Genomic DNA, 23,202 nt, shown 5'->3' with positions numbered 1-23,202 from the left:
TTTTAATTTGAAGGAGGTGAGATTATGTATGCTGAGGTAATAATTGATGTAAATAATCATAATGTTAATCAAGTATATTCTTATCTTGTACCTGATGAATTTAAAGATATAGATATAGTAGGATACAGAGTCGAGGTTCCTTTTGGAACAAGAACGGTTCAAGGTTATGTCGTTGATACTAGAAGTGGGAATTCTGAAGTAGAAGTAACGAATAAGTTTAAATATATTAAAAGACTAAAGGATGACTTTCCAATATTAACAAAAGAAATGATTTTATTGTCTAAAGTAATGGCTGATGAACTATTTTGTACAAGAATACAGGCAATTGAAACAATTGTTCCTACAAGCCTAAAGAATAAGTATATAGAATACTATGAGCTACTTGATGGTAATAAAACATTACTTTTAGATTATACAAAACACTTCAATACGGATAACTTAATCGAAAAGAATAAATTCGAGAAGATATTATCAATTGAACAAATAGGATATTTAATCTCACTAAAAGCAATTAGACTGATAAGTAGAATTAAAGAAATTAAAAACAACGAAACAGAAGAGTTTTATGTGCTAGATAAATATGAAGATGTTAAATTAACAAAAAAACAAAAAGAACTAGTTGATTATTTAATTACTAATAATAAAATAAAAAAATCAAAGGTTAAAGATAGACTAAATATAGGAAACTCTGTTACGAAAAAACTACTTGAAAAGAATGTAATTAGAATTATTGAAGAAGATGTTAAACATGATATAAATACATCTATACTAGACAATAATACGAAATTAAGTGGACATCAACAAGAGATTTATGACAGAATTAGTGAGAATTTCAATACTAATAAATTCAATGAGTATCTTTTACATGGTGTAACAGGTGCAGGGAAAACAGAGATTTATATAAAACTTGTTGAAGCGGTTATTAGAGTAGGGAAAGAAGCTATTATTTTAGTACCAGAGATAATATTAACACCGCAAATTGAAAAGAAATTTAGAAAAGTATTTAGCGATAACATAGCAGTTATACATTCTAGACTCAATGCAAAAGAAAAGTATACTGAGTGGAAAAAAATTCGTGATGGTAAAGTTAAAATATGCTTAGGGACTCGTTCAGCAGTTTTTGCACCGTTTAATAATCTTGGTATTATTATCATTGATGAAGAGCATGAAAATAGTTATAAACAGACTGAGTCACCAAGATATGATGCTAAGGATATTGCTAGAAAGCGTGGAATCTATAATAAATCTACTGTAGTATATGCTAGTGCAACACCTTCAGTTGATCTATATTATAATTTTGAAAAGAATAATCCCAATAATTTATTAAAGCTTACACATAGGTTTAATAATAAATTGCCGATGATAAATATAGTTCATACCGCAGAAAAAGAAGATGTAATTGCTAGTGAATTACTTACTAAGATAAAAGAAAAAATAGAGAAGAAGGAACAAGTACTCTTATTAATGAATAAACGAGGATATACTAATTTTATTCGTTGTTTTTCGTGTGGACATTTATATAAGTGTGAAAATTGTGATATAAGTTTAAACTACCATAAACATGATAATTCACTACACTGTCATTTTTGTGGATATCAAAAGAAAATTTCTAATATACTTAAGTGTTGTGAACATCCAGAATTAGTTTCGGGGAATTATGGTATACAGCGCGTTGAAGAGTACCTGTATCAAAATATACCAGGTGTTAGAATTACAAGGATGGACTCTGATACCACTAGTAGAAAAGGCGCATATGAAAGGCTACTTACTGATTTTAAAAATCACAAATCTGATATTTTATTAGGAACGCAGATGATCTCAAAAGGACTAGATTTCCCAAATATTACTTTAGTTGGTGTATTATCTATTGATAATATGATAGCACTACCTAGTTTTAAAGCAAATGAGAAACTATTCCAATTACTAGTTCAAACTGCTGGTAGGGCTGGACGAAGTAAGAAGGAAGGAGAAGTTGTCTTTCAAACTAATATAGCCAGCAATATACTAGATTATGCAATTGAACATAGCTATGAGAAATTTTATAAATATGAACTTAACAGAAGAAAGTTAATAGACTATCCTCCATTTTGTAAAATCTCATTTATAACAATAAAAGGATATGATGAAAAAAAGACAGAACGTGTAGCTAAGATGATATTCGATTTTATTAGTAAGAAACAAACTAATTTATCAGTATTAGGGCCTAATAAGAGTCTATTTTATAAAATAAATAATGAATATAAATTCAATATTGCTATAAGATATCAAGATGAAGATTATAATAAACTTTATTCTTTATTAAAGTATATTAATGATTACTTTGCCGAAAGTTTTTCTAGGGAGAAAATTACAATAACGATTGATAATTCTGCACTGGATTATATGTAAATAATTCAAATTAATTTGTATTAAAAATAAATTATATATTTTAAAATAAATGTAAATAAATCAGCTCAAAATAGTTTTAATTTGAGTTGATTTTATTTTTTAAAAAAGCGGTAAAAATTTGAAAAAAACGCGATTTTATCGTATAATATAATGATGTAGATTTATATTTAATGACTGGAGGAACATTGTGGAAATAGAACAAGTTATAAAGATTTCACAACTCTATGATTTTTACTCTGAATTACTTAGTGATAAACAAAGACAGTATTTAGATGACTATTATTTTAACGATTTGTCGCTAACAGAGATTTCTGAAAATTATAATATATCAAAACAAGCTGTATCTAATAATATTAAGAGAACAATATTAGAATTAGAACAGTTTGAAGAGAAGTTAAATTTAATTAAATTAAACAATCAGAGATTGTTTTTACTAAATGAGATAAAAAAATCAACTACTGATACAGAAGTACTAACGTATGTTGAAGAATTGATAAAACTAGAAAATTAGGAGAGCTTGTATGGCATTTGAGAATTTATCAGAAAGATTACAAAACACAATAGCTAAGCTTACTGGAAAAGGTAAAGTTTCAGAAGCGGATGTAAAAGAAATGATGCGTGAAGTTAGATTAGCTTTATTAGAAGCGGACGTTAACTTCAAAGTTGTAAAAGAATTTGTTAAGAAAATAAGTGAAAGAGCTGTTGGAACAGAGGTTATGAAATCTCTTACTCCAGCACAACAAGTTGTAAAAATCGTAAATGAAGAATTAGTTGACCTACTAGGTGGATCTAATGTTGAATTAAACCAAGGTGGTAAAATTACTACTGTTATGATGGTTGGTCTTCAAGGGGCTGGTAAAACAACAACAGCAGGTAAATTAGCGCTTAAAGTTAAAAAGACTATGAAGAAAAAACCGCTTCTTATTGCTGCTGATGTTTATAGACCTGCTGCAGTTCAACAATTAAAAACATTAGGTAAGCAACTTGATATCGAAGTATTTTATGTAGATAAAGATCCAGTAGATATTGTTAAGGATGGATTAGCTTTTGCTAAAGAAAATTATTTCAACTATGTAATCATCGATACAGCTGGACGTTTACACATCGATGAACTATTAATGGATGAATTAAAAAACATTAAAGCTGCTACAACACCAGATGAAATATTACTTGTTGTCGATTCTATGATAGGGCAAGAAGCAGTTAATATTGCGACTTCATTTGATGAACAACTTGATATTACTGGTTTAGTACTAACTAAGTTAGATGGTGATACTCGTGGTGGTGCTGCACTATCTATTAAGTCTATTACAGGAAAACCAATTAAGTTAGTCGGTATGGGTGAAAAAATGAATGACCTTGAGTTATTCCACCCAGAACGTATGGCATCTCGTATTTTAGGTATGGGTGACGTACTTACATTAATTGAAAAAGCACAAGCTTCTATTGATGAAGATGAAGCTAAAAAAATGCAGGAAAAAATTCTAAATCAAAGTTTTACTTTTGAAGATTTCTTAACTCAATTAGAACAAGTAAAAAAATTAGGTAGTCTTAAAGACATACTTGGAATGATTCCAGGAATGGGTAAACTAAAAAATATGAATTTAGATGCAGTTGATGAAAAACAATTTGTCTATATCGAGGCTATTATTAAGTCAATGACAATTGAAGAAAGACAAAATCCTGATATTATAAACGTACCACGTAGAAAACGTATTGCACAAGGTAGTGGTCGTCCTCTTAATGAAGTTCATAAACTAATCAAACAGTTCGAAGAAATGAGAAAAATGATGAAACAATTCGGCGGACTTATGAATGATAAATCTAAAAGAAAGGGTCTTGGAAGAATGTTCGGTGGCAAACTTCCATTCTAGTTAATTATGAATAATATAGTTTTATTCCAACCAGAGATTCCAGCTAATACAGGAAATATTGCACGTACTTGTGTTGGAACTAATACAAGATTACACTTAATTAGACCGCTAGGATTCTCTATTGATGATAAACATGTAAAAAGAGCTGGTTTAGATTATTGGGAACATCTAGATTTAGTTGTTTGGGATAGTTTTGATGAGTTTTTAGAAGCAACTAATGATAAGCACTATTATCTTATAACTAAATTTGGAACAAAAAATTATTGTGATTTTGATTTTTCAAATACAGATAATGAGGATATCTATTTTATCTTTGGTAGAGAGACAAAAGGTTTACCAAAGGAATTTAGAGAGAAATATAGTGAACAAGCATTACGTATTCCAATGAGCGAAAATGTTCGTTCTCTAAACTTGTCTAATACAGCTGCATTAATAATTTATGAAGCTTTAAGACAACAAAATTTTAATAAATTAAAATAGTATGTGAGGGGAGAATTTAGGGTTTTTGTCTTGAATTAGCCCCTCTAAATAAGAATATATAAGGAGAAAATCATGACATTTGTTGAAATTATAGATGATAATAACTTAGTAGAAGATAGTACAAAAGATATGTTACTGAAACTATTAGAATGTGCTGCAGAGTATGAAAATATTGATACTGAAATTACTGAGATGTCGTTATCATTTGTTAGTAAAGAAGAAATACAAGAAATTAATCGTGACTATAGAGGCAAAGATGTACCTACAGATGTTATCTCTTTTGCATTAAATGACGAGGTTGAAGATGAAATTGATATTATTGGTCTTGAAGATGAGATTAATTCTATTGGTGATGTGATTATCTGTGTAGATATTGCTCATGAACAAGCAAAAGAGTACGAACATAGTTTTGATAGAGAAATAGGTTTTCTTGCAGTACATGGATTTTTACACTTACTAGGTTATGACCACATGACTGAAGAAGATGAAAAAGAAATGTTTGGTAAACAAGATGAGATTCTTGAGAAGTTTGGTTTAAGGAGATAAGCATGTTTGAAGAACAAATTAAAACGGGATTTGTCACAATTATAGGTAGACCTAATGCTGGTAAATCTACGTTATTAAATAATATTTTAAAACAAAAAATAGCAATAATGTCGGATAAACCACAAACGACACGTAACATTATAAATGGTGTTTATACTGATAATGATTCACAAATAGTTTTTATTGACACACCAGGTATTCACAAGCCAAAACATAGACTTGGTGATTATATGATGAAACTTGCTAGTAGTGCAATTCAAGAATCTGAGATAGTTTACCTAATTATAAATGCGAGTGAGAAGTTTGGGCCTGGAGATCAACACTTAATAAACATAGTTAAGGAATTAAAAGTTCCAACATTTTTACTAATTAACAAAATCGATTTAATTTCACCTGAACAATTGATTCAGATTATTGAATTTTATAAAGATTTATACGATTTTGTTGAGATAGTTCCAATTTCAGCATTAAAATCAATAAATGTTGATAATCTATTAAATACAACAAAAAAATACTTACAACCAAGTTTTAAAATGTATCCTGATGATGTAATTACGGACTCTCCGGAGTATTTTGTTATTTCAGAATTTATTAGAGAGAAAGTATTACAATTAACAGAGCAAGAGATTCCTCATTCAATTGCTGTTGTAATTGACAGAATAGAGAAACAACCTGGTAAAAAGAAAAATATTATCGCTACAATTGTTGTTGAAAGAAAATCACAAAAAGGTATGATTATTGGAAAACAAGGTAAAATGATTAAAGAAATTGGTTCTAGAGCAAGAAAAGATATAGAGGTTCTTCTAGGAGAGAAAGTGTTTTTAGAGCTTTGGGTTAAAGTAATAGATAACTGGAGATCAAAACCAAATCAAATTCGTGACCTTGGCTATAGGGATGATATCTTTGACTAATAGAAATTTTATTACAGGAATAATAATAAAAAAAATAAGATATAGAGATTACCATGAAATATTACACGTTCTAACTGAACAAGGTAATATAGAAAGTTTTTTTTACGAAAATGTCCATAAAAGTAAGAAGAAAATTAAGGTGAGTACACCATATGAGGTATCTATTAATTTTTTTCCTACTAGTGGTATGAACAAAATTACAAACCTTGAGATAGAAAACACGTATACAAATATTGTATATGACATATTAAAAAATAGCTATGTTGCCAATATGTTGGAATATGTTAATTTAATAAATGATGATATTTTTAATATGTATAAGTTATTGAAGGTATGTTTAAAAAATATAGAAAATGATGTTTCTGAAAAACTTGTTTTAATATATTTTTTGTGTCAAATTTTAAAAGGTCAGGGTTTTATGTTTAAATATCAAAAAACAGATCAACCTTATGTAGGATATAGCTTTTTAAAGAATAGCTTTGTTGATAAGTTTAATATTGATCATAGTGTATATGGTCTTAGTGATTCATTAGTGAAACTTACATATTATATGACTGTTAAAAATATCGACTTTTTAGAAAGTTTGGAAATAGAAAACAAAGATTTAATTCGATTATTCTCATTTTTAAATATGGTATTTAAAGAATTTGTAGGAATAGAAACTAAATCTTATACTAAAATATTAGAACTGGAAGAGATGCTCGGTTCTAATTAAGAAAGAGGCCATATATGAATAATGCAATAGGAGTATTTGATAGTGGAGTAGGTGGACTAACAGTTGCTCGCGAAATTATGAGACAGTTACCCAATGAAACTATCTATTATTTCGGCGATGTTAAAAATTGTCCCTATGGTGATAAGACAAAGGAAGAAATAATAAAAAATACGGATAGAGCAGTAAAATTCTTAATAGATAAGGGAGTAAAGCTAGTCGTTTTAGCATGTAATACTGCAACAGCTGCGGCACTAGACTATCTGCAAAATAAATATGAAGTACCTATTATAGGAGTTGTTCAACCTGGTGCAAGACGAGCTATACAAGCAACAGAGAATAATAAAGTACTGGTATTAGGAACCAAATTTACAGCAAATTCAAAAGTATATGATATAGAAATCGAAAATATCAATTCTGATATTATAGTTTTTGATAAAGCTTGCCCAGCTTTTGTACCGTTTATTGAGTCAGAAGGAAATCTTGATAAAGAGGCTACTAAAAATTTAATATCTGATACATTAGGTAATACTAATACACTAGGAGTTGATACTGTAGTTCTTGGTTGTACACATTATCCTATATTGAAGAAAGATATAGAAGAATATTATGGTAATAATATTAAAGTTATTTCTTCAGGAAGAGAAGCAGCACGTGAAGTAAGTACTGTTTTAGGATATACAAAATTACATCAGAAAAAGTTTAATAAAAAAGAACACAGATTCTTTATTTCACAAAAAAGTGATAATTTTGATAGCATTGCTTCTAAGTGGTTAAAGAAAGATATTAATGCAGAAGTAGTTGAAATATAGGAGTGATAAAATGAAAGAATTGATTTTAGCATCGAATAATGCACATAAAGTTGAAGAAATTAAAAGCATATTGAGTGATTATAATATTCTAACTTTAAAAGATATTAATTTTACTGATGAAATTATTGAAGATGGATTAACATTTGAAGAAAATGCTTTGATAAAAGCAAGAACAATCTCAAAATATTCAGGAAAAACTGCAATAGCAGATGATAGTGGACTTAGTGTTGAACTATTAGAGGGTCGTCCTGGAGTTTATTCTGCAAGATATTCAAAAGAACAAACTGATGCAAAGAATATAGAGAAAGTATTATCTGAGTTAGATGGTAAGAAATCAAAAGCTAAGTTCGTATCAGTAATAGCGTTAGTTAAACCTGATGGTACGGAACTTACTTTTAGAGGAGAATGTCATGGTGAAATTATCTCTGAACAAAGAGGTAACAATGGTTTTGGATATGATCCTATATTTTATGTTCCAAGTTTAGAAAAAACATTTGCAGAATTAAGTTCTGACGAAAAAAATAGTATCAGTCATCGAAAAGAATCGTTGGAGAAATTTTCTAAATTTTTGAAAGAAGAAAATAATGAAAACTAAAATAATACGAGAAGATTGTATTGCCTGTGGTAATTGCAATGCGATATGCCCTGATGTATATGATTATGACGAAGACGGAATAGCGTATTGCATTATCGACGATAATAAGATGACTGAGGAAGTTGCTGAAAAGTATCGTAGTTTAGTTTTAGAAGCAAAAATTAATTGCCCTACTGAGGCAGTTTTTGTAGAAGAAGACTAGAAAGGAGAGAAGATTGAGCAATAAAAAGACAAAAAGCACAAAAAAAACAAGTAAAACTAATAAAAACAAGAAAACCACTAAGGTAAGTGGTAAAAATACAAGTGTAAAGAAAAGTCCAAAGAAAAATGTTATTCCCGTTTTGTCTAAAGAAGCCTATCGTGGATTATATTTTGTAATTTCTGTTCTTATAGTAATTTTAGCTGTTTTACAAATGGGATTTATTGGTAGATTTTTTGATGCATTTTTTAAATATTTATTCGGAAGTTTTAGTTATCTTATCTATATAATAATAGTTGCAACGCCAATATATTATATTATGAATAAAAAGCTAAAAACTCCAGCAATTATAGTAGTATTATTAATTTTAGTAGATTTTCTATTTCAGTTAATTTACATTGGTAATAGTGATAATAATTTATTAGGTTTTAATGATATTTACAATAATAGAGTTAGTTCATATGGTGGAGGATTATTATCATATTATCCTGTTAAATTCTTAATTTATTTATTATCTTATTATGGTTCATTATTGGTAATAATATCAGCTATAATAACAGTTATATTTTTATATTTTAATATTAATCATAGGGAGTTAGTCTTAAGGATTAAACATCATATAGTTAATGCATTTGATAAAAATGAGTATATAGAAGATACTTTAGACGATTACCAAGAAGAGGATGATATTATCTATGACGAATATAATTCGTCTAATATTAATAGAGAAAACTCTAATGAACAGAGATATAATAAAATTAAAGATAAAGATTTAGTTGTTGATATAAGAGAATTCAAAGAAGATGATGAATTCTATGATGAGGAAATTGTACAACGTCCTTCTAGAAAACAGACTAAATTAAATAAAGAACATATTACTGTAGAAGATGAAACAGTTAATGAAATAGTTTCGGAAGAGTCATATGATAATTATCAACTTCCACCAGTTACACTACTTAATAACCCAGTTAAGAAGCAAACTATTACTAAAGGTGACGTAGTAGAGAAATCAAAAATTCTTCAAAGTACATTTAATAACTTCGGTATTGAGGTTAAGATTGTCAAAGCAATAGTAGGACCATCAATTACACAGTTCCAAATCTTACCAACCCCAGGAACTAAGGTTAGTAAGATAGTAAACTTGAGTAATGATATAGCACTAAATCTAGCAGCTAAGGATGTGCGTATTGAAGCACCAATTCCCGGTAAATCATTGATAGGTATAGAAATACCTAATACGGTAAATGAGCTAGTAACGATGAAAGAGGTTTTTGTTAATGATGAAGATAATTCACCACTGTCTGTTGCATTAGGTAAAGATGTATCCGGTGAATCAATTTTCACTAGAATTGATAAAACTCCTCACTTATTAATAGCAGGTTCTACAGGAAGTGGTAAGTCAGTTTGTGTAAATACGATAATTACAAGTATATTATTAAAAAATAAACCAGATAAGGTTAAACTGATAATGATAGATCCTAAGATGGTTGAACTATCAATTTATGATGGTATACCACACTTACTTACTTCTGTTGTTACAGATCCAGTAAAAGCAGCCGATGTTCTTCATAAAGTGGTTCTTGAAATGGAAAACAGATATAGAGAATTTGCAAGAGCTCGAGTTAGAAATATGGAAGGTTATAATAAGATAGCTGCAAAAGATCCAGACTATAAAGAACTACCATATATAGTAGTTATTATAGATGAGTTAGCTGATTTAATGATGGTTTCTTCAAAAGAAGTAGAAGAATCAATTGCTCGAATAGCACAAAAAGCAAGAGCAGCTGGTATACATATGATAATAGCAACTCAAAGGCCATCGGTTGACGTTATTACAGGAGTTATTAAAACTAATATTCCATCGAGAATTGCATTTGCTGTAAGTTCTAGCATTGATTCAAGAACTATCCTTGATAAATCAGGTGCAGAAACACTACTAGGTAAAGGGGATATGCTTTACTTATCAGCTGATTCAAGTAAACCGGTACGTGTACAAGGAGCTTTCTTATCCGATGAAGAAGTAGAAAAAGTGGTTGATTTTGTTAAAAGTCAGTCTGAAGCACAATATGATCCAAATATGACTCCAAGTGAGGTAAGTTCACAAAATGGAGGCTCATCTGCTGAAGATGTAGATCCATTATACAAAGAGGTACTATTATTTATAGCTAAAACTCAAAAAGCTTCAGCTTCGTTATTGCAAAGAAGATTTAAAATTGGTTATAATAGAGCAGCAAGAATAATAGATATGCTTGAGGAAGATGGATATATTGGACCTGTAGATGGAAGTAAACCAAGAAAAGTATTTCTAGAAAAAGAATATGCAGAAGATTACGAATAAAATGTTTACATGATATAGTTTACGTAAAATATATTATGTAAACCATAAAGATAAATTAGAGGTGAATAAAAGTGAAAAAAAATAGTAAATTATTAATAGGATTACTAACTATAGTAATTTTAGCAGTTATTGGATTATCTGCTTATGCTTATCAAAAGCAACAAGCAATGAATAGTAATAAACCAAAAGTTGAAAATAAAAAAGAAGATCCTAAATTAGAAAAATTTATTAAGGATACAGTTTCTAAATTTGATAAAGAGAATGATTTAAATAAAAAAATTGAAATATTTAAATTACTTGTTGATAAAAAGGGCGATGTAGCAAAAGAGAATAAAGATAAGCTTAATAGTGAGTATAATGATGCAATTAAAAATATGCGTGAAAAACTAATTAACGTTGTTAAGGATAAAATCAGAAATGCATCATTAAACGATGAAGATAAAAAAAATAATGGGAAAGTAGATTCTGTGAAAAAAGAATTAAACGAATTACAATCTACTTTTGAAAAAGAAAAATCAGTTTTATTTGAAAAAGAAGAAGACTACAATTCTATCGCACAGAGTATTAAAGATGCTTTAACAGTAATAGAAGCTCCTAAGTCTACAGAATCAAATCAATCTCAACAACAAGGAGCGCAGGCTCAAACACAAGCTACAGCAGAACCATCTGAATCACCAGCTCCTCAACAACCTGCAAATACCTACACACCAAGCAGTAACTCTTCTAGTAATAGTAGTTCAAGAGCTAATATTAGTAGACCAAGTACTCCAGCAAATAATACAGTAGTTAATGAAACACCAACTAGTAGTGGTTCTAGTACAGTTCAAGAAACACCAGCAGCACCAGTAGTGCAAGCTACACCTACTGAATCGACTGCTACAGTAAGTTCAGGTACTGGTGAATAATACTTTTGAAATACAGGATAATTGGTTTTATCCTGTATTTTTTATTGTAGCAAATTATAGAATATGATATAATTATTATGAATTGAATTTATACTTTAAGTTAGAAGGGTAAGTAAAAATAATGAATCTACCAAATAAAATAACATTATTTAGAACAATATTAATACCTGTATTTATAGTTTTTTTACTAGTTGATATGGGCGGAAGTATTTCTATTCTAGGAGGAAGAGACATATCCTTAAATATTTTTATAGCAGCATTAATATTTATTTTTGCATCATTTACTGATTTTATAGATGGTTATTTAGCAAGAAAATATAATTTAGTAACCAATATGGGGAAATTTTTAGACCCATTAGCTGATAAACTTCTTGTAGGTAGTGCATTTATAGTAATGGTGGAATTAGGACTGATGCACAGCTGGATGGTAGTTGTGGTAATTGCAAGAGAATTTGCAGTAACAGGTCTTAGATTATTAGCTGTTGAAAAGGGTGAAGTTATTCCGGCAGGAATACTAGGAAAATTAAAGACTATTAGCCAGTTAGTTGCTATAATTCTTATATTATTAGGAAATCCTATTTTTAATACTATAGGATTTAAACTAGATTATATTCTATTGTGGATATCAGTAATTTTAACGATACTATCTGGAATCGAGTATTTCAAAAATTCATTACATGTATTCAAATAATGTTAGTGATAGGGTTATCCTATCCTAACATTATTATTTTTTGAGAGGTGTTTTGTAAATGAATAAACTATTAAAAGAGAAGGATTTTAAAAGAAAATTCCCGATTAAACTTGTAAAACATAAAAGCGAATGGATAACTTCGTATGAAGATGAAAAAATAAATTTACTTGATATACTTAAACAATATAAAGTAACTTTATATCACATAGGAAGTACAGCAATTCCAAATATTTATTCAAAGGATATAATAGATATAATTTTAGAAATCAATAAAAGTAATGACTTTGATAGTATAATTGATATTCTGAATGTAGAATGGAAACTACGTTGGAAAGAAGACAATAGAGCTTTTCTAGTTAAAGGATATGGGGAGGATGGTTTTCAAACTAAAGTCTACCATCTTCACATAAGAAAAAAAGGTGATATTGAAGAAGTTAAATTTAGAGATGTTTTAATAAAAAATCCAAAAATAGCAAAACAATATGAAAGATTAAAATTAGACTTAGAACTAACGTATAAGTATGATAGAGAAGGCTATACTGCTGGAAAAACAAAATTTATAAAAGATATTATAAAAAGATATAGTTTACATAAATAACTTTATGTAAACTATATCTTTATTTTACTTCTTTTTTATTGAAGTACTTAAATAATCCTTGAATTGCAACTATTGACCAAACACCTTCAAGTAAAACAAATCCCCATTGTTTTCCGATAAATGCATCTATTCCTAAAATTAGAGCACCAATGGCATTTAGTAATAGATAGTTAAGAGAAGTTGTCTTAAGTTTTCCTAATTGACTAAATACAAATCCTATTAGTATTAATAGTGATCCTAAAACTTGTACAATAATACCCATCTTTAACCTCCTAATTTTTAGTAACTTTTATATTTTACCTCAATAGAAGATATAATTCAATACTAATCATCAAGTTTATCAATATTTTGCTTAATAATCTTTTTTGATTCATTAATGTATAGCATTGATGTATCACTGTTAGAATGTCCCATTTGAGTCATAATTATTGGTATATTACCATTAGTTTTTAAAGCTAGTTTTGTACCGTAACTGTGTCTTAATTTATGAGGAGACATTGGAACATTAAAAGTATCTGTATATTTCATTACTAATTTTTGAATAGCTCTTATTGATAGTCCTGTTTTATTTTTACTAATAAATACATAATCTTCTCTATTAAGTTTAAAAGATAGGGAAGTAATGTATTCATTTAGTCTATCTAAAGCAGATTTTGTTATTATTACTGTATCTACCTTATTTCCTTTTCTGATAACATTAATTTCGCTATTTAGAAAGTCTATGTCTTTTACTTTTAAATTAGCAAGTTCGTTAACACGAATACCACTCTTTAAAAATAGTGTTAGTATAGCTAAATCCCTGGCTTTGTCTCTTAAGAAAAATGATTTACCGTGATTAGACAAAGTCTTTTCATATTCAAATTCAACATACTGTAAGAATTCTTCATCTTGAGAATCTAAAAATATCTTTTCTGATATTTTCTTTGATCTTGAAGACAATGTTTCTTTAACACGATTAATCGGGATTTTAAGCATAACATTTCTTTCGAAATAAGCTTTACCTTGCTCAGTTTCACTCGTTACTGTAAGGAACTTATAAAGTGACCTCATAGCAGCTTTATAGTTATTTATAGTAGTTTGACTACGGTATTTACCATTAACTTGTTCACGAGATAGACTCTTAAAATAACTTTCCATTTCTTTTTTTGAAATATTTTCTAATGTAGAAAGACTGACATCTTTTATAAGTTCAGCATCAGATATAGTTTCTCTGATAGTCCAATTTAAAAAGTTCTTATAGGTTTCTAGATATCTGTGCAAAGTTAACGGAGATAAATTGTCATAATATGTATCAATAAAATCTTCTATATAGTCAGGAAACTCTGGAAGTATTTTGTTGATTTTTTGTTTATAATAATCACGTTGATTCATTGGTATTACTACATTCTCCTTAATTTTACAAATTATACATATAATATGTATTATACGAACAATTATATTATAACATATTTGGCTGGTTCTTTCAATATATGTTTGTCCCCTAATATTTTAATCTTATAATTTTATTATAATAGTTATTCTTACTATTAGTTTTTAAGTATTATTATTTTAAATTAATTTTGTATCAAAATATGATATTGTATATTGTATTTCTTAATATTAAAACTAATTACTGTGTTTTTTTGTTTTCTGCTCTCTATAAAAAAATATCACCTATTTAAACGTCGTATAAGCGTCCTAAAATTATTTTTTGTATAATTATACCAAAAAGAACTAAAAACGCTCAGAATTGATTTAAATGCCTGTTCTTGGTATTTTTCTCATTTTTATATCATTTTTTATTAAATTAATGTAAAAAGCTATCTAAGTTTCCTTAGATAGCTTAAAGTTTATCGCTTAATTATACACGCTCAACTTTTCCAGATTTTAAAGCTCTAGCAGAAACCCAAACTTTTTTAGGTTGTCCGTCTACTAAAATTGTTACTTTTTGTAGATTAGCTTTGAATTTTCTTTTATTTGCGTTCATTGCGTGTGAACGAGTATTTCCTGAACGAGCTTTACGTCCAGTTACGTAACAAACTTTTGCCATGAATTAATCCTCCTTTTGGAAATAGTTTATTCATAACATTTACTACATACACAAGTAATAATATAACATACCTTAACATAAATATCAAGTAAAAACTTTGATTTATAAAAATTTTCTTTATGCAAACGATGTTATAAACAATATTATAATAAACGCTATGACAGAAGATACTGTTGTTCCTAGTGTCCAGGTCTTAAATGTAGTTTTAAAATCTAAATTCAAATATTGTTTAAATAACCAAAATCCAGGATCATTCACATGTGAACAGAACATACTTCCTGCTGTGATGCTTAGCATTATAAATACTGGTGAGTAACTTACAGTACCAACTAGTGGTTCGACAATAGCAAGTGTTGTTATTGCAGCTATTGTAGCACTACCTAATGATATTCTTAATATGGCAGCTACTAGGAAACTAATAACAATTGGTGATAGATTAAGACCATTAGTCAGTCTAACAATTTCATCAGTAACTTTAGAATCAACTAATACTTGTTTTAAACCACCTGCAGCACCATTAATTAGTAACACTACTGCAATTGTTTTAAGAGATTGGCTTAGTAATGGAACAATACTTCTTATTCTTAAATGTTTTGCTATCATTAATTCAATAATAGCTATTAATAAACTTATTATTAATGCAGTAACTGGATTACTTATAATTGTTAAGATACCTTTTATTGTTTCTGACAAATTAGGTATACCTAAAGCTATTGTAGGAATTGTAATTAAAAGTACTGGTAATAACATTAATAAGATAGCAAAAGAAGTACTCATAGTTTGATTTTCAATCTTTAGAACGCTTATATCCTTTTCTTTAGTATCTGAACTAACTCTTGTTTTTACTAAATTAGAATTAGTTAGTAGTAAACCACCAATAAAAGCTGTAGGAATAGCGACTATTAATCCATAGTAAAATACTTCGGCCATATTTAAATTGAATGTTTTAGTGATAATACTCGGACTAGGGTGTGGTGGGAATAAAGCATGAATAGTTAGAACCCCTATACTTGCGGGAAGGGCTAAATATATTTTATCTAGTTTTAACTCCTTTGCTACTGCAAGAATAATTGGAATTACTAAAATAAAAGCTACATCAAAGAATAAAGAAAAACTTATACACATTCCAGCTATAAGTAAGCCTAATTGGATTCTCTTAAGTCCAAATACACTAATCATTTTCTTTGCCGTAATCTCTACTGCACCTAATTCTTCCAATATTTTACCAAACATTGCTCCTAGACCTAATATTAATGATAAATGTCCTAGAAGAGATCCAGTCCCCTTCTCTATAGAATCTATCAATTTATTAGCGGGAAGTCCTAAAAATAATCCTAGAATAATAGCTACTATTAATATTGATAAAAATGGCTCAAAATGTAATTTTGTTATTAAAAATATAAGAGCACTAATACCAATAAATACTAACAATAATTTATAGGAATAATTTCCTAAAAAAAATGCTAATGAAGAGTATACTATTAATCCTAAGATAATAAATATCTTATCTAATTTCATTATATTCTCCTTAATTTTTCATTAGGTAATTATAACATTATTAATATAGATAAGTAAAGATAAACGTTTTATAATTTATTTTTTTAAGAGATCAGCTATTTTTTCAAATGTTCTAAAATTTCGTATAGTAATGGACCCATAGAAACTTTCTTTTATTAAGTACTTATGATAGGAAGTTTTTAAGTAACTTGTTTCGTTGTATTTACCCCAGAACACAGCATATTTACCAAAATGAACAGCTTCATCTTGTAGAGGCATTTTTTCTATACGTTCTCTCATAATTGAATAGTCTATTTCATTAGTATAGAATAATACATCTTTTCTATATGAATCGTTAAACCACCAACTCGGTAAGTTCTCAAGTTCCTCAAGATACTCACGCTGACTAAGTATTACTTTATTAATTTTAAATGGATAAGTATTCAATATTATTGATATGTTTTGATTAATAGTTTCGATAGTATCAGAAGTATCAAATATTATATTACCACTATTTATATATGAAATAACATTAGTATAACCTAAATGTGAAAGCATCTCTTTAAACTCAGCCATAGAGACTTTATTCTTTCCACCGACATTAATACCACGAAGTAAAAGTACGTATTTCATTAGTTTCTCCTTTTATAAAAAACTCTCTATCATCTAAATAATAGAGAGTTTTATTATTATTCTTAAATTATGCTCTTGATACGTAAGAACCTTCAGCAGTATTGATAACTAATACATCTCCTTCTTTAACGAAAAGAGGTACTTGTAAAGTGTATCCAGTCTCAACTGTAGCAGCTTTAGTAGCTCCTTGTGCAGTATCACCTTTAACACCAGGTTCTGTTTCAGTTACAGTAAGTTCTACTGTTGTTGGTAAGTCAATTCCTAAGATTTCATCACCGAACATTAAGATTGAAACTTCCATGTTTTCTTTTAAGAAGTTTAATTCATATTCTAATTGTGCTTCAGGTACTTCGATTTGCTCGTAAGTAGCGTTATCCATAAATACATAAGCTTCACCAGTTGAGTAAAGGTATGACATTTTTTGGTTGTTAATTTGAGCTTTTGCAACTTTTTCACCAGCTCTGAAAGTTTTATCGTTAACAGCACCAGTACGCATATTTCTTAATTTAGAACGTACGAATGCAGCTCCTTTACCAGGTTTAACGTGTTGGAATTCCATTACTTTCCAAATGTTTCCATCAACTTCGATAGTAACTCCAGTTTTAAAATCATTAACTGATATCATTATTGTATTTCTCCTTTAAATTGTATTAATATTATTATAAATAAATTTTTTTTTAAAATCAAGGTAAAACTCACTAATTTTAGTGTAATTTATACAAAGTTCTCTAATAAATAATTTTAGGTTTACATAATTATATTTACGTAAACTATAATTATTTGCTTTCTATTACAGCTTCTACCATGTAGATTCTATTACCTTTTTTAATAAACTTATCTTCATACTCAGTATGAACGTTCTCTTCTTCATATACACTATTAGTTAAATCTAACGAAAGTCTATTAAAAGTAAATCCATATTTAGCATAGCTCATTAAACTGTATTCAAATAAACCTTGGTTGTCAGTTTTTTGAACTATTGTTTTGTTTCCATTTAAAATAGCTTCGTAACGAGCTAAAAACGTATGGAATGTTAAGCGTCTTTTCTCATGTCTTGTTTTAGGCCATGGATCAGAGAAGTTAAGATATAATCGATCAACTTCACCTTCAGCAAAATACTCTAATAGATCTTCAGCATTCCCTGAGATAAGCTTTAAGTTTTCTCTATGAGTTTCTTCAACTTTATCTAATAGAAATGTTAAGACAGTTGGTTGTGCCTCCATAGCTATAAAGTTAATTTTTGGGTGTTTTTCAGCAAGTGTATGAATAAACTTACCTTTTCCACTTCCTATTTCTAAGTGTATTGGATTATCATTTCCAAAAATTTCTTTCCATTTTCCTTTATTATCCTTAGGTTGTAAAAATACAACTGGACTATTCTCTAGACGCTCTCTAGCATCTGCTCTATTTCGAACTCTCATTCATGCACCTTTCTATTTTAATTCTATTGTTTTATTAAATATTTGTTTGTTTTCTAATACTTTATCTTTTGAGCCTAATACACAAGTATATGCTTTAGATTTGATATTTTCAAATTCTGTTGCTAATTTTCTTAAATCTTCTACTGTTGTATTCTTTATTTCATTTACAAGTTTATCATAAACTTCAAATGGAGAATTAGTGATGTATTTGTTTAATGAATATGCAGCTTGCGCACTTGGTGACATTAGAACATCTAATGAATTTAGTGTACCTATAATATATTTATTAAGATCTTTTTCATCAGCATCAATATTGGCTATGTAGTTGTTAATATTATAATATATCTCTAGAGTTTCCGTTAAGTTTGGATCACGATATGACCATAAATTAAAATCACCAAAAGCATTAAATATCACTCCAGAACCATAGGCTCCATTTTTTACACGGACATTATTCCATAAATAATCTAAGCTTAATATATGTCTTAGTACTAAGTGTGTACCAGTGTAATCATTTATATTATAACCCGCACCAACGTATTGAACTAGTGAATCAAAGTAAAAACCTTCAGAATAACCTTGTTCTTCTAATTTAATTTCAAGACCTTTTTGTTTATCTAATTCACTAGGGTATTTAGCTAAATACGAAGATATAGTTTCTTTGAAGTTAGTATATTCTTCTTTATTACCGACAAAGTTTACTAATAATCTAGCTTGATTAAAAATTAGACTTGTAACAGTGTATAACTGTTCTTTAATTTTATCACTATTTTGCTCATAGTTGTTTACTAATTCACTTATAAACAAGTAGAAATCATATTCTCCATGATATGAAGCAAGTTTACTTTGAGGATTATAGAAACCACTAATACGACGTGCTACAAATGCATGTCCAGAATTTTTAAATCTACTTTCTAGCATTAACTTAATTTCTAAGAGAACATTGTATAGTGCTTCTTTATCTTCAAAATCTGCATAAAGTGTAGTTTCATCTAAAATCTTAGCTAGTTCTCCAGCTTTTTCTACTAAATTTTTCGCACTGATTATGAATTTCACTTCACATTCTTCACTCTTATATTTTCTAAAAACATCTACATAAGAACTAATACCACCAAGATTTGCACCTATTTCTTTTATTACTTCAGCTTCAGTTTTATTTTTTGTATTAAAGTTAAATAATAAGTATGATAATACTGATGCATATTGTAACTGTTCAACTTCGAAATCACTTATGTCAAATAGTAATTTAGAATATGAAATACCATTAGTTACAGTATCATAGTGTGAAAAATTTATACCTTTGTATTCTTCAAAGAATGTTTCTTCGAATGGATTTTTTAATTCTACTTCTTTAGCATCAACACTTTTGATTTTTTCTAAATCTTCTTTTTTATCTGTACTATTTTGCCATTCTTGTAGAGACTTAGTGTTTTTTACTATATCTGCTAATTCAGTTTCTGATAAAGTAGCTTTATATTCAACTAAATCTTTTTCCTTATTCTCTTTTTCTAATGTAGGAATTAAGTGTAATATAGCTTGTTTATTATTTTCAATTAGAAACTGTTTAGCAAGAGTTTCGTATTGTTTATTAACGCAATTTTCTTGTAAATGAGAAATTACGTTGTCTAAATCAAATGCATCTAATATATTATCTTCACTATATAACCATGTTCTTAATAATCTAATAGCATAAGATACACCCTTAGGTGACGAAGTTTTATTAATCTCTTCCTTGATAGAAAAGTTCTTTTTGTTAATTGAAGCTTGAACTTGTTCATAATCAAAGCCTTTATCAATAATACCTTTTAATAAAGATTTATATTCTGCATTAAGACTTTCTAATTTATCATCGCTTACGTATTTAAAGATAATTGAGTATACAGTTTCTTTACGATCTTTTTGAACGTAACTATATACATCTTCACAAATATTGTTATCAATGAAATATTTTCTAAATTCTGTATTACTACTTCCAAGAAGAATATCATCTATTATATCGATATTCTCGATTTTACTAAACTCATTACTATCACCAAGAATATAGTTATAAGCTACATAAGCTTTATCTTTTACATCTTCGTTAAAATATGTACGTTTAACAATATCCGCAGTAAAGTTTTCTTGACGTGTTAAGTTGTAATCGCTATACTCTTTATACTCGTAATTATTTAGATAACTATCAATATGATTCAGATATTGTTCAACATTTAAATCACCATATAAAAAGATATAGCTGTTGCTTGGGTGATAATTATAATTATAAGTCTCTAAAAATTCTTCTTGTGAAATTGAAGGGATAGCTTCTGGTTTTCCTCCAGAAGAATATTTATAAGAAGTATCACTAAATAGTTGTTCCGTTACATATTGATCTAGTACTTCATCTACTGATGAATAAGCACCTTTCATTTCATTGTAAACTACACCTTTATATATTAGTTCATCTTCTTTATCTTCAAGATGATAGTGCCATCCTTCTTGGGCAAGTATATTTGGATTGTTTTTTAGATTCGGATTAAATACTGCATCTAAGTATATATCCATTAATATTTCTAAGTCTTTTTCATTTTTAGACGATACTGGATACATAGTTTTATCAGGAAATGTCATTGCATTTAAAAATGTATTAAAAGAACCTTTAAGTAGTTCTACAAAAGGTTCTTTTACTGGATATTTCGCTGAACCACATAAAACAGAATGTTCTAAAATATGAAAAATACCATTATCATTGTAAGGAATAGTTTTAAAACTAATGCTAAAACTTTTATTTATATCATCATTTTCAAAGAAAACTAATCTAGCACGAGTTTTTGTATGCTCATAAAGATAAGCATTTGTATTTATATTTTTTAGATATTTCTTTTCTATAAGTTCAAATGTCATATTATTTAATTATTATAGTAGATTACATTTTAAGTAATGTAAGAACGTCATAACCTTGTAGTTTGTCCATACCGTTTAGACCATCTAATTCGATTAAGAACGCGATACCTACTACGATTCCTCCTAATTCTTCTACTAATTTAATAGTTGCTTCAATTGTTCCACCTGTAGCTAATAAATCATCAGTGATTAGAACACGTTGACCTGGTTTAATTGCATCTTTGTGCATTGTTAAAGTGTTACTTCCATATTCTAAATCATATTCGTATGAAATAACTTCACGTGGTAATTTATTAGGTTTTCTTACAGGAACGAACCCTATACCTAGTGAGTAAGATACAGGACATCCAATAATGAAACCACGAGCTTCTGGTCCTACTACTACATCAACTTGTTTTTCTTTTGCATAGTTTACAATTTGATCTGTAGCGTACTTATACGCTTCTCCATCCGCCATTAAAGTAGTGATATCTTTAAAGCTAATTCCTTCTTTTGGCCAATTTGGTACGATTGAAATGTATTTTTCTAAATTCATTTATATTTATTTTCTCCTAAATGTTTTCTTAACTCAATTATTATACTATAAAATAAGAAAATAAGCAATTTATAATACTGTTATTATAAGCAAGAAAGCGATAATCCTAAATACTATGCTTTTAATTTATTAGTGTGATAAAATAAAGTATATAATATTTTACGTGGAGGTTAAATTATGAAATTTACATTTACAGATTCAGCAATTGAATATATTTTAAAACAAATTAACAAATTTGATGAAATTACATATGATATTATAATTGACTACGCTGATGGAAATAGTCCTTATAATGAAAATATAAGTGGTTGTCACTGTCAAGTATACGATAAGTATAGAGTATTAATAGTGAGTAAAAATGATGTAAATATTAAGTGGAGTAAATATGATAAACAGGTTGAATCAAATCTTGGATCTGTATACTTCCCTTCTTACTATGACATGATGTTTGATAAAAATAATGTTTTTGACTATAAGGATTTTACTCTTAATTTAAAAAGTGAAGCGGGAATAATTGCTGATCAAGTTCAACTAATTATTAAATTATAGTTTAAGTTAATTTTAATAAACTTTGCTAATATATACTCTATTATTAACAATGAAAGGAGAATAATTTGAAATCTTTTCTTAACAGCAGAAAATTAACCTTTATTCTATTTTTTGTGTATTTATTCATACTTTCTTGGGTAATCGTGGCCAAAATGGATTGGAATTTATTAAAAAGTAGTAATCTTTCTTGGATAAATCATCCACGAGTTCTACTTCATCCAGGAATAACATGGAGAACAGTTAACTTAATACCATATAGTCATTTTGATATTGTGGAAGTCCTGTTGAATATTCTTTTCTTCATACCATTTAGTTTCTATATAAAGATGTTATACCCCAAATCTTCAGGTTTTAGAGCGATAATATTAGCTTTTATATTGAGTTTGACTTACGAATCAATACAGTATGTACTGACTATTGGTTTTCCTGATGTAACAGATTTAATTGATAATACTCTTGGAGCGATTCTTGGAGTGATTATTATCAATATTATTTCAGTTATCTTTAGAGAAAAATTAAGAATATACATGAATGTTATATTAATACTTTTTTCTGGATATATTATTTATGACATTCTTTATCTTATAATTTAATACAAAAAACCTAATA

At 28.2% G+C, this 23,202-nt stretch carries 25 protein-coding genes; 16 read left to right on the top strand and 9 right to left on the bottom strand.

Annotated features, from left to right (window positions below):
• Positions 1-24: 24 nt before the first annotated feature.
• The 14 genes from priA (at position 25) to GEMHA0001_RS08060 (ending at position 13,049) form a co-directional block, all read left to right on the top strand.
• The gene (priA, locus tag GEMHA0001_RS08125; protein WP_003145645.1) at positions 25-2,388 is read left to right on the top strand and encodes a replication restart helicase PriA; all 2,364 of its coding nucleotides are present in this window, start codon (positions 25-27) and stop codon (positions 2,386-2,388) included.
• 187 nt (positions 2,389-2,575) lie between these two features.
• Positions 2,576-2,899: a YlxM family DNA-binding protein gene (gene ylxM, locus GEMHA0001_RS08120; RefSeq protein ID WP_003144976.1), complete on the top strand. Its 324-nt coding sequence runs from the start codon at positions 2,576-2,578 to the stop codon at positions 2,897-2,899.
• Positions 2,900-2,909: 10 nt separating this feature from the next.
• Positions 2,910-4,262: a signal recognition particle protein gene (ffh, locus tag GEMHA0001_RS08115; RefSeq protein WP_003145567.1), complete on the top strand. Its 1,353-nt coding sequence runs from the start codon at positions 2,910-2,912 to the stop codon at positions 4,260-4,262.
• Positions 4,263-4,265: 3 nt separating this feature from the next.
• A complete protein-coding gene (gene trmL / locus GEMHA0001_RS08110) occupies positions 4,266-4,742 on the top strand; it encodes a tRNA (uridine(34)/cytosine(34)/5-carboxymethylaminomethyluridine(34)-2'-O)-methyltransferase TrmL (RefSeq protein WP_040464474.1) in 477 nt (158 codons plus the stop codon).
• Between the two features lie 69 nt (positions 4,743-4,811).
• Complete coding sequence (gene ybeY / locus GEMHA0001_RS08105) at positions 4,812-5,288, top strand: rRNA maturation RNase YbeY (protein WP_197720172.1); 477 nt, start codon at positions 4,812-4,814, stop codon at positions 5,286-5,288.
• Positions 5,289-5,290: 2 nt separating this feature from the next.
• Positions 5,291-6,199, top strand: a complete 909-nt coding sequence (gene era, locus GEMHA0001_RS08100; protein WP_003145523.1) for a GTPase Era — start codon at positions 5,291-5,293, stop codon at positions 6,197-6,199.
• Positions 6,183-6,914 (top strand): DNA repair protein RecO, encoded by a 732-nt coding sequence (recO, locus tag GEMHA0001_RS08095; RefSeq protein ID WP_040464541.1) that lies wholly within the window; start codon positions 6,183-6,185, stop codon positions 6,912-6,914. The genes era and recO overlap by 17 nt, the downstream gene beginning before the upstream one ends.
• Positions 6,915-6,928: 14 nt before the next feature.
• Positions 6,929-7,723 (top strand): glutamate racemase, encoded by a 795-nt coding sequence (gene racE, locus GEMHA0001_RS08090; RefSeq protein ID WP_003145345.1) that lies wholly within the window; start codon positions 6,929-6,931, stop codon positions 7,721-7,723.
• Positions 7,724-7,733: 10 nt separating this feature from the next.
• Positions 7,734-8,318 (top strand): XTP/dITP diphosphatase, encoded by a 585-nt coding sequence (locus GEMHA0001_RS08085; protein ID WP_003145475.1) that lies wholly within the window; start codon positions 7,734-7,736, stop codon positions 8,316-8,318.
• A complete protein-coding gene (locus GEMHA0001_RS08080; protein ID WP_003145089.1) occupies positions 8,308-8,520 on the top strand; it encodes a ferredoxin in 213 nt (70 codons plus the stop codon). The genes GEMHA0001_RS08085 and GEMHA0001_RS08080 overlap by 11 nt, the downstream gene beginning before the upstream one ends.
• Positions 8,521-8,731: 211 nt before the next feature.
• Positions 8,732-10,855: a DNA translocase FtsK gene (locus tag GEMHA0001_RS08075; RefSeq protein WP_040464539.1), complete on the top strand. Its 2,124-nt coding sequence runs from the start codon at positions 8,732-8,734 to the stop codon at positions 10,853-10,855.
• A 71-nt stretch (positions 10,856-10,926) separates the two neighbouring features.
• Entirely contained in the window at positions 10,927-11,760 is an 834-nt protein-coding gene (locus GEMHA0001_RS08070) for a hypothetical protein (RefSeq protein ID WP_003145498.1), read from the top strand.
• A gap of 121 nt (positions 11,761-11,881) precedes the next feature.
• Complete coding sequence (pgsA, locus tag GEMHA0001_RS08065; RefSeq protein WP_003145103.1) at positions 11,882-12,451, top strand: CDP-diacylglycerol--glycerol-3-phosphate 3-phosphatidyltransferase; 570 nt, start codon at positions 11,882-11,884, stop codon at positions 12,449-12,451.
• Positions 12,452-12,509: 58 nt separating this feature from the next.
• Entirely contained in the window at positions 12,510-13,049 is a 540-nt protein-coding gene (locus GEMHA0001_RS08060; RefSeq protein ID WP_003145226.1) for a GrpB family protein, read from the top strand.
• A 19-nt stretch (positions 13,050-13,068) separates the two neighbouring features.
• Here the strand turns inward: GEMHA0001_RS08060 and GEMHA0001_RS08055 are convergent, their stop codons facing one another.
• From GEMHA0001_RS08055 to GEMHA0001_RS08015, 9 genes are all read right to left on the bottom strand, one after another.
• On the bottom strand, positions 13,069-13,311 hold the full coding sequence (locus GEMHA0001_RS08055; protein ID WP_003144863.1) for a CBU_0592 family membrane protein: 243 nt from the start codon (positions 13,309-13,311) through the stop codon (positions 13,069-13,071).
• Between the two features lie 62 nt (positions 13,312-13,373).
• Positions 13,374-14,420 carry a tyrosine recombinase XerS gene (xerS, locus tag GEMHA0001_RS08050; protein WP_003144880.1) on the bottom strand — a complete coding sequence of 349 codons (1,047 nt, stop codon included), beginning with the start codon at positions 14,418-14,420 and terminating at the stop codon, positions 13,374-13,376.
• Between the two features lie 469 nt (positions 14,421-14,889).
• Positions 14,890-15,078 carry a 50S ribosomal protein L28 gene (gene rpmB, locus GEMHA0001_RS08045; RefSeq protein ID WP_003144993.1) on the bottom strand — a complete coding sequence of 63 codons (189 nt, stop codon included), beginning with the start codon at positions 15,076-15,078 and terminating at the stop codon, positions 14,890-14,892.
• 117 nt (positions 15,079-15,195) lie between these two features.
• On the bottom strand, positions 15,196-16,596 hold the full coding sequence (locus GEMHA0001_RS08040) for a GntP family permease (protein WP_003145573.1): 1,401 nt from the start codon (positions 16,594-16,596) through the stop codon (positions 15,196-15,198).
• A 75-nt stretch (positions 16,597-16,671) separates the two neighbouring features.
• A complete protein-coding gene (locus tag GEMHA0001_RS08035) occupies positions 16,672-17,208 on the bottom strand; it encodes a DUF1697 domain-containing protein (RefSeq protein WP_003145611.1) in 537 nt (178 codons plus the stop codon).
• Positions 17,209-17,275: 67 nt separating this feature from the next.
• Complete coding sequence (efp, locus tag GEMHA0001_RS08030) at positions 17,276-17,833, bottom strand: elongation factor P (protein WP_003145634.1); 558 nt, start codon at positions 17,831-17,833, stop codon at positions 17,276-17,278.
• A gap of 151 nt (positions 17,834-17,984) precedes the next feature.
• Positions 17,985-18,629 (bottom strand): tRNA (guanosine(46)-N7)-methyltransferase TrmB, encoded by a 645-nt coding sequence (trmB, locus tag GEMHA0001_RS08025; protein ID WP_003145309.1) that lies wholly within the window; start codon positions 18,627-18,629, stop codon positions 17,985-17,987.
• 12 nt (positions 18,630-18,641) lie between these two features.
• The gene (locus tag GEMHA0001_RS08020) at positions 18,642-21,509 is read right to left on the bottom strand and encodes an insulinase family protein (RefSeq protein ID WP_003145223.1); all 2,868 of its coding nucleotides are present in this window, start codon (positions 21,507-21,509) and stop codon (positions 18,642-18,644) included.
• A gap of 22 nt (positions 21,510-21,531) precedes the next feature.
• A complete protein-coding gene (locus GEMHA0001_RS08015; protein ID WP_003144963.1) occupies positions 21,532-22,044 on the bottom strand; it encodes an adenine phosphoribosyltransferase in 513 nt (170 codons plus the stop codon).
• 177 nt (positions 22,045-22,221) lie between these two features.
• Here GEMHA0001_RS08015 and GEMHA0001_RS08010 point away from each other — a divergent pair, with 177 nt between their 5' ends.
• Positions 22,222-22,593 carry an iron-sulfur cluster biosynthesis family protein gene (locus GEMHA0001_RS08010; RefSeq protein WP_003145441.1) on the top strand — a complete coding sequence of 124 codons (372 nt, stop codon included), beginning with the start codon at positions 22,222-22,224 and terminating at the stop codon, positions 22,591-22,593.
• Positions 22,594-22,706: 113 nt separating this feature from the next.
• Positions 22,707-23,186: a VanZ family protein gene (locus GEMHA0001_RS08005; protein WP_224207485.1), complete on the top strand. Its 480-nt coding sequence runs from the start codon at positions 22,707-22,709 to the stop codon at positions 23,184-23,186.
• The last annotated feature ends 16 nt before the right edge of the window (positions 23,187-23,202 follow it).

This window comes from Gemella haemolysans ATCC 10379, from assembly GCF_000173915.1.
Classification (GTDB): Bacteria; Bacillota; Bacilli; order Staphylococcales; family Gemellaceae; genus Gemella; species Gemella haemolysans.
The sequence above is the reverse complement of the archived record's forward strand: the minus strand, read 5'-3'. Positions and strand labels throughout refer to the sequence as shown.

Excerpts from the sequence above, each read along its gene's own strand:
- trmB (WP_003145309.1), bottom strand. The coding sequence starts at position 18,629 with ATGAGAGTTCGAAATAGAGCAGATGCTAGAGAGCGTCTAGAGAATAGT.
- GEMHA0001_RS08020 (WP_003145223.1), bottom strand. The coding sequence starts at position 21,509 with ATGACATTTGAACTTATAGAAAAGAAATATCTAAAAAATATAAATACA.
- ffh (WP_003145567.1), top strand. The coding sequence starts at position 2,910 with ATGGCATTTGAGAATTTATCAGAAAGATTACAAAACACAATAGCTAAG.
- GEMHA0001_RS08075 (WP_040464539.1), top strand. The coding sequence starts at position 8,732 with ATGGGATTTATTGGTAGATTTTTTGATGCATTTTTTAAATATTTATTC.
- era (WP_003145523.1), top strand. The coding sequence starts at position 5,291 with ATGTTTGAAGAACAAATTAAAACGGGATTTGTCACAATTATAGGTAGA.
- recO (WP_040464541.1), top strand. The coding sequence starts at position 6,183 with ATGATATCTTTGACTAATAGAAATTTTATTACAGGAATAATAATAAAA.
- GEMHA0001_RS08055 (WP_003144863.1), bottom strand. The coding sequence starts at position 13,311 with ATGGGTATTATTGTACAAGTTTTAGGATCACTATTAATACTAATAGGA.
- racE (WP_003145345.1), top strand. The coding sequence starts at position 6,929 with ATGAATAATGCAATAGGAGTATTTGATAGTGGAGTAGGTGGACTAACA.
- GEMHA0001_RS08080 (WP_003145089.1), top strand. The coding sequence starts at position 8,308 with ATGAAAACTAAAATAATACGAGAAGATTGTATTGCCTGTGGTAATTGC.
- GEMHA0001_RS08040 (WP_003145573.1), bottom strand. The coding sequence starts at position 16,596 with ATGAAATTAGATAAGATATTTATTATCTTAGGATTAATAGTATACTCT.
- pgsA (WP_003145103.1), top strand. The coding sequence starts at position 11,882 with ATGAATCTACCAAATAAAATAACATTATTTAGAACAATATTAATACCT.
- GEMHA0001_RS08035 (WP_003145611.1), bottom strand. The coding sequence starts at position 17,208 with ATGAAATACGTACTTTTACTTCGTGGTATTAATGTCGGTGGAAAGAAT.
- rpmB (WP_003144993.1), bottom strand. The coding sequence starts at position 15,078 with ATGGCAAAAGTTTGTTACGTAACTGGACGTAAAGCTCGTTCAGGAAAT.
- priA (WP_003145645.1), top strand. The coding sequence starts at position 25 with ATGTATGCTGAGGTAATAATTGATGTAAATAATCATAATGTTAATCAA.
- GEMHA0001_RS08085 (WP_003145475.1), top strand. The coding sequence starts at position 7,734 with ATGAAAGAATTGATTTTAGCATCGAATAATGCACATAAAGTTGAAGAA.
- efp (WP_003145634.1), bottom strand. The coding sequence starts at position 17,833 with ATGATATCAGTTAATGATTTTAAAACTGGAGTTACTATCGAAGTTGAT.
- GEMHA0001_RS08015 (WP_003144963.1), bottom strand. The coding sequence starts at position 22,044 with ATGAATTTAGAAAAATACATTTCAATCGTACCAAATTGGCCAAAAGAA.
- GEMHA0001_RS08010 (WP_003145441.1), top strand. The coding sequence starts at position 22,222 with ATGAAATTTACATTTACAGATTCAGCAATTGAATATATTTTAAAACAA.
- GEMHA0001_RS08060 (WP_003145226.1), top strand. The coding sequence starts at position 12,510 with ATGAATAAACTATTAAAAGAGAAGGATTTTAAAAGAAAATTCCCGATT.
- xerS (WP_003144880.1), bottom strand. The coding sequence starts at position 14,420 with ATGAATCAACGTGATTATTATAAACAAAAAATCAACAAAATACTTCCA.